The 13,839-nt window shown below is 63.6% G+C and carries 10 protein-coding genes and 1 rRNA gene (1 of these 11 cut by a window edge); 5 read left to right on the top strand and 6 right to left on the bottom strand.

All coding sequences use genetic code 11. The annotated features are described in order from the left end of the window. The first annotated feature begins 8 nt into the window (after window positions 1-8). Window positions 9-674: a response regulator transcription factor gene (locus ACZ1JV_RS00740; RefSeq protein WP_465149183.1), complete on the top strand. Its 666-nt coding sequence runs from the start codon at window positions 9-11 to the stop codon at window positions 672-674. Beyond that, window positions 671-2,011 (top strand): sensor histidine kinase, encoded by a 1,341-nt coding sequence (locus ACZ1JV_RS00735; protein ID WP_465149182.1) that lies wholly within the window; start codon window positions 671-673, stop codon window positions 2,009-2,011. The genes ACZ1JV_RS00740 and ACZ1JV_RS00735 overlap by 4 nt, the downstream gene beginning before the upstream one ends. Window positions 2,012-2,451: 440 nt before the next feature. Here ACZ1JV_RS00735 and ACZ1JV_RS00730 read toward each other — a convergent pair whose 3' ends face one another. The 6 genes from ACZ1JV_RS00730 to ACZ1JV_RS00705 form a co-directional block, all read right to left on the bottom strand. Beyond that, window positions 2,452-3,672, bottom strand: coding sequence for a PepSY-associated TM helix domain-containing protein (locus ACZ1JV_RS00730; RefSeq protein ID WP_465149181.1), 1,221 nt, complete (start codon window positions 3,670-3,672; stop codon window positions 2,452-2,454). A 327-nt stretch (window positions 3,673-3,999) separates the two neighbouring features. Then, a complete protein-coding gene (locus tag ACZ1JV_RS00725; protein WP_465149180.1) occupies window positions 4,000-5,580 on the bottom strand; it encodes a tannase/feruloyl esterase family alpha/beta hydrolase in 1,581 nt (526 codons plus the stop codon). After that, window positions 5,577-6,773: a lactonase family protein gene (locus tag ACZ1JV_RS00720; protein WP_465149179.1), complete on the bottom strand. Its 1,197-nt coding sequence runs from the start codon at window positions 6,771-6,773 to the stop codon at window positions 5,577-5,579. The genes ACZ1JV_RS00725 and ACZ1JV_RS00720 overlap by 4 nt, the downstream gene beginning before the upstream one ends. 23 nt (window positions 6,774-6,796) lie before the next feature. Then, window positions 6,797-7,258 carry a nuclear transport factor 2 family protein gene (locus ACZ1JV_RS00715; protein ID WP_465149178.1) on the bottom strand — a complete coding sequence of 154 codons (462 nt, stop codon included), beginning with the start codon at window positions 7,256-7,258 and terminating at the stop codon, window positions 6,797-6,799. A gap of 5 nt (window positions 7,259-7,263) precedes the next feature. After that, complete coding sequence (locus tag ACZ1JV_RS00710) at window positions 7,264-8,472, bottom strand: PepSY domain-containing protein (protein WP_465149177.1); 1,209 nt, start codon at window positions 8,470-8,472, stop codon at window positions 7,264-7,266. A 74-nt stretch (window positions 8,473-8,546) separates the two neighbouring features. Next, complete coding sequence (locus ACZ1JV_RS00705; protein WP_465149176.1) at window positions 8,547-10,949, bottom strand: TonB-dependent receptor; 2,403 nt, start codon at window positions 10,947-10,949, stop codon at window positions 8,547-8,549. Between the two features lie 246 nt (window positions 10,950-11,195). Between ACZ1JV_RS00705 and ACZ1JV_RS00700 the strand changes: the two genes are divergently transcribed. From ACZ1JV_RS00700 to ACZ1JV_RS00690, 3 genes are all read left to right on the top strand, one after another. Further along, window positions 11,196-11,861, top strand: coding sequence for a response regulator transcription factor (locus ACZ1JV_RS00700; protein ID WP_465149175.1), 666 nt, complete (start codon window positions 11,196-11,198; stop codon window positions 11,859-11,861). A 10-nt stretch (window positions 11,862-11,871) separates the two neighbouring features. Beyond that, window positions 11,872-13,236 carry a sensor histidine kinase gene (locus ACZ1JV_RS00695; protein WP_465149174.1) on the top strand — a complete coding sequence of 455 codons (1,365 nt, stop codon included), beginning with the start codon at window positions 11,872-11,874 and terminating at the stop codon, window positions 13,234-13,236. Window positions 13,237-13,799: 563 nt separating this feature from the next. Then, a 16S ribosomal RNA gene (locus ACZ1JV_RS00690) occupies window positions 13,800-13,839 on the top strand; it runs 1,449 nt beyond the window's last position.

Raw genomic sequence — 13,839 nt, 5'->3', positions numbered from 1 at the left:
AATGACCAGTGCGCGTTCTGCTGGCTGAGGATGACCTGGCCCTGTCCAATCGGCTGGCCGATGTGTTGCGGGCGGAAAACTTCGCGGTCGACATGGCCGAAAACGGCGAAGACGCCGCGCATCTGGGCGATACCGAAAGCTATGACGCCGCCGTGCTCGACCTTGGGCTGCCGGGCATGGAAGGCCTGCGCGTGCTGGAGGAATGGCGGGCGGCGGGGCGCGGTTTCCCGGTGCTGATCCTGACCGCGCGCGACACCTGGACCGACAAGGTGGCCGGCTTCAAGGCGGGTGCCGACGATTATCTGACCAAGCCCTTCATCGCGCACGAAGTCGTCCTGCGTCTTCGCGCGCTGATCCGCCGTTCCGCGGGCCATGCGTCAACGGTCGTGCGCTGCGGACCGCTGACGCATGATACGCAATTGGGCAGTTTCACGCTCGGCGGTGAGCCGCTGAAGCTGACGGCGTTCGAATGGCGCATCCTCTGCGCGCTGATCCTGCGCAAAGGCGTCGTTGTCTCTCGCGCGGCGCTGTTCGAGCATGTCTACGAGTATCACAACGATGTCGAATCCAATTCGGTGGAAGTGATCATCGGCCGATTGCGGCGCAAGATCGGCGCGCAGATGATCGAAACCGTGCGCGGCCATGGCTATCGGCTGGTAGAAATCGGCGCATGATGGGGCGCCAGTCGCTCCACGCGCGGATCGGCGTGATCGCCGTGCTGTCGGCATTGCTGACGCTGGCGGCCTGCGGTTATCTGTTCAAGTTCTGGGTTAGCCACGTCGTCAGCGAGAACGTCAACGACATGCTGGACGCGCAAGTGATGATGCTGCGCCGGGCGATCGGTCCGGATGGCACGTTGCAGAGCGGAAAACTGCACTTCGTTCCCGAACTCTACAAGCCGCACACGGCCTGGGGCTGGTCTTTCACCGCCCCCGGTCATGACGAGGGCGGCGGCACACCGATCCGCGAGGTTTCGCTGTTTCCCGGGCTCAATCAGTACGAGGACGGGATCTACAGCGCGCACGCGAAAAGCCCTGAAGGCCATCCGCTTCACGTTCGTCTCAAGCCGGTCGATCTAGCCGGGCCGAACGGCACAGTGCGTGCCACGATCATGATTGCCGCGCCGGACGAACTGATCCTTGGGCCGGAAGCCGAAGGCCTGCGCCTCGTCATCGGATCGCTTGCGATTCTGGCGCTGTTTCTTGCGGCTTCGACATTGCTTCTGGTCCATTTCGGCCTGCGCCCGGTGCGTACCTTGCAGCGCGACGTGGCGCGCGTGCGGGACGGCGACCTCGACCGGCTGCCCGAGGATGAGCAGCCGCGCGAGCTTCTGCCGCTGGTGAGCGAAGTCAACGCGCTGGTCGCCCAGAATGGGGAGCAACTGCGCCAGACGCGCCTGCATGTCGCCAATCTGGCGCATGGATTGAAAGCGCCGCTGGCAACCCTGGCGCTGGAACTGGAAACGGAAGGGGCCGGAATGACCAGCCGCGCGCTCGTCGCCCAGCTCGACAAGCGCATCGTCCATCACTTGCGGCGCGCGCGGGTGGCGGCCGCCGGTGTGGGCGATCGGGCCCGTGCCGATCTCGTCCCGGTCGGGCGGGACCTGGCTTTTACGATGGGCCGCCTTCACGGTGCGCGGGGGCTGGAAGTCCGCGTGGAGGCACCGGAAAGCTGCGAAGTACCGGTCGACCCGGAGGACCTTGATGAAATGCTGGGCAACCTGCTGGACAATGCCTGCCGCCTTGCCGGATCGATCGTCGTGCTCTCGATCGAGGCACAGGGCACGACGGCACGCGTTGCGGTGGAGGACGATGGACCCGGTATCGCCCCGCACGACGTTCCCGTGGCGCTCACCCCCGGAATTCGGCTGGACGAGACGGGCCAGGGCTTTGGCTTCGGCCTCGCCATCGTGCGCGAACTGGCCGAACTCTACGGCGGCAGTCTGGAACTGGCGCGCTCCGCACAACTGGGCGGACTTTGCGCGATTTTGCAGCTTCCGCGCCGATCGTGAGGGGACAATGATTCAGGTTCGGTTTGGGTAGACCCGATAATCACGACCACAAGGATCGAGGCGGCGAGAAAACCGATCGATCCGGGGCCATGCGGCGAACATAACGGGAGAGGTTGACATGACAAGGGATAGGGCCCGCTAGAGCATTTTCGAGTTGACCGTTCACGGTCAACAGCTCGGAAAATGCGGGATCAAAAGGTCAGAGCATTTTCGCTCAGCGGACAGGCGCCCGAGCCGCCAACGTGAAGACAATGCAGGAAATCTGCCGCGTCGGGCGCTGCCGGGCGTTGCGGCGGTCTGCGCCCGGAACGCATTTCGAATAAACATCGCCGGATCGGCCGCTGCCGGTACGCGCGCCTGTGCGAATGCCTCGACAGGTACGAGCGCCAGCACGGTGAGGAGGCCAGGGGCCGGGCCGATAGCAGAAGCGCGCATCGGCCCTACCGCTTCCAGAGGAATGCGGTCCGGCCCCCGGCGCGGCGCTTGCGCCACATGTCGAGGTACATGACGATTCCCGAAACCGAAAGGAACAGCAAGGCGAAGCCGGAGAGAAGGTTCATCCACCGGCCGGGCATGCCCAGCAGGTCGCCGCGGTGGAAGCGTTTGATGTCCTCGTGCATTTGCACGCCGAAGGGAAAGCCGGAGAACGGGTATTCGGGCTCCGAGAGACTGGCGCGCTTGCCGGTGGCGACGTTGTAGACCAGTTGGCGCGGTTCGGCTTCGTCGGTGATCACCACGCCTTGCGCCATCTTCGCGAACTGGCGCACCCGCACCCGGCGCAGAGCAACGCCGGGCTGATCGCTTGCAAAGGCAGCCAGCGTGGCCTCGGTCATCCGTTCGACTTCGCGATCGCCCAGCCGCTTCGACATGTCTCCATTCATGCCCCATTGCGCCACCGACATGCCGGGCACCGGGCCGGGCCGCAGGAAGTTGAACGAGGCGAAGGCACTTTCGAATGCGATCAGGGTGCCGCTGCCGGCCATCATCACGATGAAGATCGACGCGGCAACGGCGATGGCGCGGTGCCAGGTACGCATCTGCCCGCCCGCGCTCCAGAACGGCTGCGTCTTCCCGATCTTGCGGCGCAGCTTGTAGAGCCGCCAGTAGAATACGAGGCCGGTTACGATCAGCAGCCAGAGCACCAGGCCGCAGGCAAGATCCACGAAGGTGCCCACATTGGGCCCCAGCACCCACATCCGATGCCACTGCTTGATCGTTTCGCGCAAGTTGAGCGGCGGATGATCGGGCTCCAGACGGGTGATCGAGCCCAGCGGATCGCCGCTGTCCAGGGCATAGAAATGGAGTGCGCCGCCGGCATCGCCGACTTTGCCGACCAGAGTGCCGTCTCGCCGGGCGAGTTCGACGTAGCGCACTTCGCCGGTCGGATATTGCCGGTGATAGCCGGAGAGCACGGTGCCCATGGCCGCGTCGTAATCGAGGTCGGCGGGAAGGGGGCCTGAGAAGAAATCCTCGGTCCGCTTGACGGCGTAATTGGGCTCACCGCCAAGCCCCTCCCGGATCGAGCGCATGGTGGGATCGAGCGGGCCAGCCTGCGTATAGATCGCGCGCATGTCGAGAAGCTGCATCCACGTGCCGGTCACGCCGATGTACAGCATGATCGCGACCGACAGGATGGCGGAGATACGGTGGATCATCCGCATGGCGTCGCCCCCGGCCTTGCGCTTTTGCGGCGGGCGTTTCGTCTTGGCAGTTGGGGGGGCGGCAGTTGGGGGAGCGGACGGCGTCCACGCTTTTGCCGCGATGGGTTCGGCGCTTGCGCCGGAACCGGTGTTCCTCTCCAATCGGCCCTCCTGATGCCCCGTGAATGCCGGGTCTATCGTTTGTTGAGCCGAACCTGATGGAAACAGCCCAACCGAATCTGAACGGCATTGTCGGGGCAGTCAAATAGGTGGGGGCAGTCAAATAGGTGACCAAGTCCGCGCAACATGGCGTGGTCCCTTGCGCAAAGTCGAGCGGCACAGGCTCCGTCAGTCCTGCGGATCGCCGGGGTAGCGGCAGGCAAAGTTTCCCTCGCTGTCCATCGATCCGCTGCCGGAATAGCGCGCCACGCGGGGATAGGCGCAAACCAGTTGGCTCCGCATCAGTTTGCCATCGGCAAACTTGCGGGCGACGAACGATGCAGGAGCGCCGCCGCCGCTGGCCCAGCCGTCCATCACGCCCAGCTTGTCGAACGTGTCGCAACCGGGTCCGCCCTGGCAATGGTCCATGCCGGGCAGGGCGAAGAGGCGCAGCGCGCCTTGTGCATCGATCCCCGCCGCTTTTGCACTGGCCAATACGGCATCATGCCAGCCCATCAGCTCGCCGGGGTGGTGATAGTCGTTCCAGCCGATGTAGAGCAGCAGCTTGCCGCCGCGCCGCAGAAACGGGTTCAGGTCGGGCGTGACTTCGAACTTGCCGCCGGTGGCCGCACCGGCGGCCGCCACGTCTTTCGACCAGTCCATCTTGAGCGGCGACCATTCGGCCGACTGGAACGCGGCATAGCGGAAGAAGTCGGCGGCATTGGTGAATTCCTTGCCGCCCGCAAACATCGCCAGCTGGCTTTCGGAACCCAGTGCCGGTCCGGGAAAGATCAGCTTCCCATTCGCCGGATCGACCGGGCCGCGATAGATCAGGTCGAGAAATTCGACTTGCTGCGCGGTCAGGCAATCGGCCGAGGCGCCCGGCTTGCACAGCAGCTGGCGCGGGCGAAAGCCGCAGGCGGCCGGGTTCTCGATATAGCCCTGCGCCTTGCCCACCGGGCCCGCGCAAGCCGCGATCGCCGCGCGTGTCACCATCGCATAGCCTTCGGCCGGGATATAGCGTTTGGGATCCTGCGCAAGCAGCCATTGCGGCCACATCTGCGCCGCGTTGAAGTTGGCCAGCGGGTTTGGCGGCGCGCCGGCAATGATGCCGCCGTAATCTTCGGGATAGCGCTGCGCCTCGATCAGCGCCTGCAATCCACCGAGCGAGCAACCGATGAAATAGGCGTGGCTGGCCGCGCGGCCGAAAAAGCGCTGGACCAGCAGCTTGGCCTGTTCGGTCATCAGATGGTTGGCGCGGCCAGCATAGTCTTCCAGTTTGTCCGGTTGGCCAAGTGCGAAGCGGCCGCCGTGGCCCATGCTCTCGTCATGGCCCGTGTCGTTGGCGGCGACGGCATAGCCCTGGGCAAGTCCCGTCCGCATCGTGCCGTAAGGGATCGATCCGCCCCAGCCGAAGTTGCCAAGGCCCAGAAACTTGCCGTTCCATCCTTTGGCCGGCAGCCAGACTTCAGTACGGATGGCAGAGCCTGCCGCGGGCTTCATCACGAAGGAAACCCGGCAGAACTGTGCGTTTTCCGGCAAGGTCGGCAGCCCGGCGATATTCATGCCGGGCGCGCGTTCCCAGTCGGAAGTCGGCAGATCGAGCCTGCCTTGCTCCACCACAGTGGCGCGAACGTCCGCTGCCGGAACCGTCAGCGTTTTGGCCAGTGCGGCACAAGGCGTCATCGACGGGGCCTGTGCCCATGCCGGCGTCGCAAAAGCGAGCAGTGCCGGAATGGCGGAGAGAGTCAGCGTGGTGAACCTGCTCATGCGATCTCTCCTGCAAACAGCACATGGACGGGTTTGGTCATGTCGATCCCGCCGCGTGTCGGCGTCACCCGGCCGGTCGCACGGTCGATCGCGAAGACTTCGACCCGGTTCGAGCGCTCGTTGGCGACCAGCATCCACGACCCTGACGGATCGATCGCGAAATGCCACGGAAATTCGCCGAGGCAGGAGGTGCGCTGGAGCAGCGTCAACTTGCCGGTCTGGGGATCGATGGCGTGGACGACGACCGTGTTCTCGCCGCGATCGGTGAGGTAGAGTTTGCTGCCGTCGGCACTGATCGCCAGTTCGGAGGCGCTCTTCTCTCCCGAAAACCCGGGCGTGGAGGTGGAGCGCGCATCGATCAGCGTAAGTTCGCCGCTCTGGCCGTTCCAGCGGAAGGTCAGCAATTCGCCGCTCAGTTCGGTCAGCGCGAACATCAGGCGACCACCCGGATGGAACAGGACATGCCGGGGTCCGCTACCCGGCGCGGCGCGATAGTGGAGATCGCGGTCCGGCCGGTCGTATCGCAAGGCCCGCGCATTCCGGTCGAACGCATGGACGAAAATGCGATCCGCACCCAGATCGGGCACGAGCGCGAAATTGCCCGTGGGGTCGATCGCGACGCCGTGCGGATGCGAATAGCTCTGCCGCTTCATCGGCCCGGACCCGTGTTCGACCAGTACGGACGAGACGGGCGCGAGGCTGCCGTCTGCGCGGATCGGAATCGTCGAGACCGTGCTGCCGCCGAAATTGGCGGCGACGATGGTCATAGATGGGGCGTCGAGATGGAGATGCGTAGTGCCGCCCCCTTGCGCGATGGTTTCGCCCATGCGGCGCAGGCCGCCGCTTGCGCGGTCGATGCTATAGGCGACCACGCCGCCGCTGTCGGAGCCGTCGTTGCCGTCTTCACGGACGTAATAGAGCATGTCGGCGCTCGGATGGCGCACGGCCCATGTCGGTGCGGACTGGTCGGCAACGGGGCCGATCATCGTCAATTTGCCGAGGCGGCTATCGAAACGGGCTGCGTGGATCTGGTTTCCGTGCATGCCGAAATAGACGAGCATCCTGGGCGAAGCGCTGTCCGCGGCGAGCGCGCGGCCGGCGCCGGTCATTGCCAGTCCGCCTGCCACCAGTCCGCCCAGCAGGCTACGCCGCGATGCGGCAAGATCGATCGTTCGCATGGTCTTGGGGATCATCCTCAATTCACATCCGCTGGCGGTCAGGCATCCGGAACCGGCGTCGTCTGCCACGAGACGAGCTGCCAGCGGCCATCGCGCCAGACGTAGACGCCCAGCACGCTGGAACGCAGGACGCGCTCGCCCACCTGAATGGTCAGGTTGGCGCGGCTGGTGCCGACATTGCCGTAGACGTGGACCACCCGGTCACTGGGTTCGATGCGGCGATAGTCAAGATTGCCATTGCGCAGCGCAGCCATATGGTCCGCGCGGGTCTCGCGCCGGCCGTTCGCGTGGCAATAGACCAGTTCCTCGCCAAGACTGGCCTCCACCGCCGCGAAGTCGTGCTTGATCTGCGCCGCGAAGAAGGCGTCCTCGGCCGCGATCAGCGAGGCTTCGTCATGGCTGGCTTGCGCGTGAGCGGGTGCGGCGAGGGCTGGAACCGAAGGGATGGCTCCGCTGATGAGAGCGGACAGCAGCAGCGTGCGAATGGCATGTCGGGTCATGGGCATCACTTCCAGAACAGGCCGCGCCGTCCGCCCTTGGCGCGCTTGCGCCAGAGTTCGACGTACATGACGAGGCCGGAGAGAGAGAAATAGACGAGCGCGAAACCCGCCAGCAGATCGAGCCAGCGGCCCGGCATGCCGGCGATGTCGCCGCGATGGAGCAATTTGGCGGTTTCATGCGCCTGCCATCCGAACGGGAAGGGCACCGGGGGGTAGCCCGGCTCGGTCAGCGCCATCGCCTTGCCGGTCTGGGCGTTGTAGACCAGCTGGCGCGAGTTCTCGCCGCCGGTCACCACCACACCCTGATGATACCCGGCGTAGTCGCGCAGGCGCACGACCTTTACCGGATGGCCGGCCATCTCACGCTCTGCAGCGGCCAGTGTGACCACCAGCATGCCGGGCAGGCGCTTGTCGTCCAGCGGGGTCAGCGCGCCGGGACGCAGCGGATCGCCCATCTGCGGGCCAAGTTCGCGGATCTTGATGGCAAGACCGGCGCTCTCGATCGCCAGCCACATGCCGCTGAACGTCACGACCATCAGCGGCACGGCCATGACGATCGAGGTCCAGCGGTGGATCTGCCGCCACTGGTCTCCGCCTTTCCAGAACAGGCCATCCCGCTTCATGCGCCGGCGGGCGCCGAGCAGGCGGAAATAGATCAGCAGGCCGGTGACGATCAGCGTGCCCAGCGCGATCGGGGCCAGCAGGTTCAGCACCAGCGCCCAGTCGCCGAAGGTCGTCATGCGGTGGAGGTGCTTGAAGAAATTGCGCGTCGATCCTTCGGGCGCCTGATCGATCTTGTCCGCCGAAGTGCGGTCGAGGATGCGGCCGCTGGCAAGATCGATGGTGATATGGCCGCGCCCCTCGCCAAAGCGCGCGACCGGGCTGTCGCCGATCATGCGGAATTCGGCATAGACCAGCGGCACATCGCCCGCCGCCGTGCGTAGGTCCGCCAGACCTTTGGTGAGATTGGCGGCATAGTCGAAGTTCGCGGGCAGCGCCTTGGCCAGATAGTCCCGCGTTTGGCGGACCTGGAAATCGCCGGGGCCGTCGAAGCTTTCGCGGATCGCCTGCACGTCGAGATCGCTGGCGGGCGCCTTGCCGATCAGCTTGTACAGGTCGAGCCCCTGCATCAGCGTCCCGGTCACACCCAGGAACAGCAGCAGCAGCGCGAAGAAGACGGTCACGAACCGGTGGATGGACTTGAGCTTGAGCATCTTATCCTGCTTGCGAAAGCACGAAGGGGTGGCCCCGCCCCTCGGGAGGTTGAGCGGCGGGGCCATGGGAGCGATCAGAACTTGTAGGCCAGTCGCACGCCGTAGAAACGCGGCGTGGTGGTGTAGAATGCCAGGTAGTTGTCCGGCATCGGCCCCGGCGCATGATTGCCGACACCGCCGTAAAGGCCGCCGAAGTAGGATCCGGTGACGAAGCTGGTGCGCTGCACCTTGTTCTCGATGTTTTCGACGAAGACCTGGACCGAATAGCGCCCGCCATCGACCTCGTAGGTCACGTTCGCGTCGCTTCGGGTGTAGTCAGGTTGCTTGTAGCGCACCCCGTCCCCGAAATCGCTGAGGTAGTAGGATCCGCTGTACTTGATCGCCGCGTGCAGCTTCAGCTTGGCGTTGCTGCCCACGTCGAAGGCATGGTCTATGGCGGCGGTGGCGAAGACGCTGGGGGCAAGGTCCACCGGATCGCCGGAGAAATCGATCCCGTTGCCCACAAAGCGGTTCACGCCGGCGACATAGTCCTTGTACTGGCTGTGCAGCAGCGAGAATGTGGCCGAAATCGTCGTCTGCGGGGCGATGGCATAGCTCGCCTCGTTCTCCCAGCCATAGATTTCGACAGGCACCGTCTCGGTGAACAGCGCCTGCTGGCCATTGGGGAACAGCGCGATGCTGTTCACCTGATAATCCGAATAATCGTAATAGAACGCCGATGAAGACAGCGTCAGGCCCGCCAGCGGCCGGCCCTTGTAGCCGATTTCGTAAGCGGTGAGATAAGCCGGCTTGTAGATGCCGATCCCGCCCGTGCTCTGGTCGTAATCGTTGAAGCCGCCCGGCTTGAACCCGGTGGACACCGAAGCGTAGATCAGATCGCTGGGCGTCATCTGGAAGTTCGCGCCAAGGCGCCAGGTGAACTTGTGGTCCTTCTCGGACCCGTTGTTCGGCCCGCCCACGCAGTCGTTTGGGTAGGTGCAGATCGCGTTGCCCTGATCGTCGGGATAGGGCGGCGGCGGGAAGCCGGCGTCGAAATTGAACGGCAGCGTGAATGTGCCGACGCGGTCCAGCTTGTTCTCGGTATAGCGGCCGCCGGCCACCAGGCCGATCCGGTCGGTAACGTTCACCGTCGCCTGCCCGAATACGCCATAGGACTTCTGCGTCGTCGTGTTCACCGGCCCGGCGTAATAATAGTATTGCGACTGATCGAGCGGCGCGTCGATCTGGGCGTTCCAGGTCAGGCCGCTTTCGTCGTTCTTTTCCTGATAGTAATTGGCGCCCACCACGTAATCGATGAAACCGGGTTCGGCGTTGGACGCGCGCAGTTCCAACTGCTTCGTTACCGAGCGGCTGCGCTGAAGATAGAACTGGAAGGCGGGGCCGAACGCCGTGTCGGAGAATGTCGGCTCCACTTTCGAGTTGGCGTTGGCCGCCACATCGTTGGTCTGCGTGCCCTGCTGTTCGAAGCGGAAGTTCTGATACGACCCCAGCAGATCGAACTGGATGCCGCCAGCCTTGGCCCTGATGCTGGCATCGTACATCTGGAAACTCGCATCGAGGTAGGCCGGCACCGGATTGGTCAAAGTGCGCAGTGCGTCGACGCCCCTGTCGTTATGCGCCTGAAGCTGGCTTTCCAGCGCATAAGTGCTGCCCGCGCCGCCCTGATGCCCGAAGGTTGCCGTCAGCCGCGCTTCGAGGGCATCGCTGGGCGAAACCAGCAGCGAGACGCGGCCCGCCGCATCCTTCTGGTCGTTGCGGGCACGCGCCTGCGACTTGTCGAACGTATACGTCTGACCGTTGTAGTCGATGGTGGTGTCCATCGGCTTCGAATAGCCGTCACGATCGTTGAACGTGCCGGATACGCGCACGGCAGCAATGTCGCTGAGCGGGATATTGAGCGCCGCTTCGCCGCGCTTGGCATCGAAGTTGCCGTATTCGAGGCGGGCGTAGCCCTCCATCTCGCCCAGCTTCGGCGCGTTGGTGATCACGTTGACCGCGCCGCCGGTCGAACTGCGGCCATAGAGCGTGCCCTGCGGTCCGCGCAGCACTTCGACGCGGCTGATATCGAAGAATGCGCCTGAGCGGGCATAGCCGCGGCCGACGTACATGCCGTCGATATTGAAGGCGATGTCCTGCGAACCCTTGCTCGACGTATCGGTGGAGGAAACGCCGCGGATCGCCACTTGCAACCCGTCGCGCCCGGTCGAGATGGCGACGTTGGGCACCACGTTCTGAAGGTCCGCGGCGCTGTTGACGCCCTGTTCCTTCAACGCGTCGCCCGACAACACGGAGAGCGCTGCCGGCGTCTTCAGCGCGGTAGAGGAACGCTTCATGGCGGTGACGATGATTTCCTGCGGGCCGGATGCCTCGGCTGCCGCTGCCGGTTCCTGCTCCTGCTCCTGCGCCAAGGCAGGCGACGCTGCCACGGCGATCGCCAGTGCGCTTGTGCCCGGCAGCATATATCTGGAAATACTCATGCCCTGCTTCCCCTCCAAATACCTGCCAGCTTCGAGCCGGCTCGGCGTTTCTTCTGTTTCTTTCCGGCTTCGCGGCCGGTCGTTGAGGGGCCTAGGTCAGCAACCTAAACCGAAGACGAACGGGTGGGGGCATTATCTCGCACCGAACACGATTTGAATGTCGCGGGGTGAGCGATAAGTTCTAAGCTGGCCGGTACCGGCGCTTGGCACAGGGCGCTCAAGAACACGACGAAGGAGAGGACGACTTTGCGCCTGTTGCTGGTGGAGGACGACGCGCAGCTTTCGGACAAGCTGCAACGTTTCCTGACGGGGGAGGGCTTCGTCATCGATCTGGTGAGCGATGGGGAGGACGCGCTCCACCTTGGCCTGACACACGAATACGCCGCTGCCGTCCTTGATCTCGGGCTGCCCTCGCTCGACGGGATGAGCATTCTTCAAGCATGGCGGCAGAACCAGCGAGACCTGCCGGTCCTCATCCTGACGGCGCGGGACACCTGGCTGGACCGCATCGCCGGATTCAAGGCGGGGGCGGACGACTATCTGGTGAAGCCGTTCCATCCTGAGGAAGCACTGTTGCGGCTGCGCGCGCTCATCCGCCGCTCCGGTTCGCATAACAGCGCCAGAATCGTGTGCGGAACGCTCGCCTACGACGGGCTGACCGGCGGTGTCGAAATGGAAGGACAGCCGCTGAAGCTCACCGCATTCGAACTCAGGCTGTTGACAGCGCTCATCACCCGCAAGGGCGTGGCCGTAAGCCGCAATCACTTGATGGCCAGTGTCTACGGTTATGACGAAGATGCGGAGGCCGGCTCGCTGGAAGTGATCATGAGCCGCTTGCGGCGCAAGATCGCGCCCCATGTTATCGAGCCCATTCGCGGCTATGGCTATCGGTTACTGGGATCGCCGTCATGAGCTTCTGGGCATGAAGCTGCCGCTCTCAATCCATGCCCGACAGATCGTTATTGCCGTGGTGGCGGGCATGGTTGCGCTGACGGTGTCGTGGCAGGCGAACAAGGGCGTGCTCGACATCGTCATCACCGCCAGCCTCAACGACAAGATGGATGCCCAGCTTGGCGGGATCGAGCGCGCCGTCGATCCCGAGGGACGATTGCATCGCGACCGAATACTGTTTCTGCCCGACTACGATCGGCCGGACGCCGGCTGGGGCTGGGATGTCCGGACGGTTGCCGGTCACTGGCACGAAGGCCCGCGGTCGGCGCAATCTGCCTATGCGGACGGTACCATTCAGGTGGAGCACGGAGCCTACAGCGGGCGCGGCTGGAAAGCGGACGGCACAAGGGTGCATCTGCGCCAGCGCCGAAGCGGGACGCCTGACAAACCCGTGATCGTCACCGTCATTGCTCCGGATTCGCTAATCAAGGCCCCAATCCGCCACGCCCTGATACCCACGATCTCGGCATTGGTACTGCTGGCGGTGATACTCGCGCTGACGGCGCTTCTGCAGCTTCATTTCGGCCTCAAGCCGGTCAGACGCCTGCGCGACGATCTTGCACAGGTCCGGGATGGTACGCTCGATCGTCTGTCGAACAACCAGCCCGGTGAGTTGCGCCCGCTCGTGTCGGAAATGAATGCGCTGATTCAGCAAAACGCGACCAGCCTGCACCATGCGCGGCTACATCTTGCGAACCTTGCTCACGGCATCAAGACACCACTCGCCACGCTGACTTTCATGATGACGAACGATGGCGACACAAGTGTGGAAGCCCGCCAGCTGTTGGCCTCGATAGACAATCGTGTTGCCCATCACCTCCGCCGTGCGCGGAGTGCCGCGATCGGCGGAGGTAATCGACTGAAATGCGATGCCTGGCAGATTGCGACCGATCTCGTGCAGGTTTTGGGCAATCTGCATCTCGAAAAATCCGTCAGCGCGCAAAATGACCTTCCCCCGCAATGTGAGTTGGCGGTGGATCCTGAAGACTTCGGCGAGATTCTGGGGAATCTGCTGGAAAACGCCTTTCGCCATGCCAAGGCATTCGTGCGCGTCTCATGTGAAAACGGTGAGGGACGCAATTTGCGCATCGTCGTTGAGGATGACGGTGCCGGCATTCCCGATCATGCCATGCAGGACGTGTTGCTGCCCGGACGCCGACTTGACGAAACCATTCACGGGTATGGCTTCGGACTGGCGATCGCCAAGGAACTGACCGAACTGTACAGTGGCAGGATCGGCTTGCGCCGTTCGACGGCGTTGGGCGGGCTGGCGGTCGACATAGAGCTTCCCGTCCTGGCGTTATCGGCCGGCTCGCAAATCATCCGGCATTTTTGAGCTTGGCGAGTTGAGCAAAGGGCGATGATTCCCGATTTGACGGCGAACGGGCGGCCGACCGTGACGGTTTGCGGCGGTGTTCTCCCTTGATTCAGTGCATTCGAGTTCCCATCTTCGGGTCCGGTGCGGTTGAAACCGACGGAGAACGGCCGATTTTTGTGATCATGTCGTTTTTTTGAAAAAGGGGTTTGACCGAATCAAACGGGGCGCTTAGAGGGCCTCTCACCGCAGCGGACCAGACGGTTTGCTAAGGTCGCCAACATAGACGGGCAACATGCTCCTCGAGATAGAAATCGAGGAAGGCTGTTTGTCCGGGTTTTTCGTCGGCGGGAGCTTTGCAAGAGGCTCCGGATCTTTGACATTGTAGGTTTTTGATGAAGGGACATGTGGGCGACGGCGCCTGGTCCTGCGGATCTTCGGGCCGCGGGTACCAGTTTAAAGCAAGCCGACGCTTGTTACATGTCCTTACGTAACCATACGTTTTACATGTGCAGGTATCGGCTCCCGAAGTTCGATCATCTGAGGTTGATGCTCTTAGGAGTGTGCCTTGATGGTTGTGACACAAACTTGAGAGTTTGATCCTGGCTCAGAACGAACGCTGGC

It is taken from the genome of Novosphingobium sp. BL-S-19 (assembly GCF_055521675.1).
The sequence above is the reverse complement of the archived record's forward strand: the minus strand, read 5'-3'. Positions and strand labels throughout refer to the sequence as shown.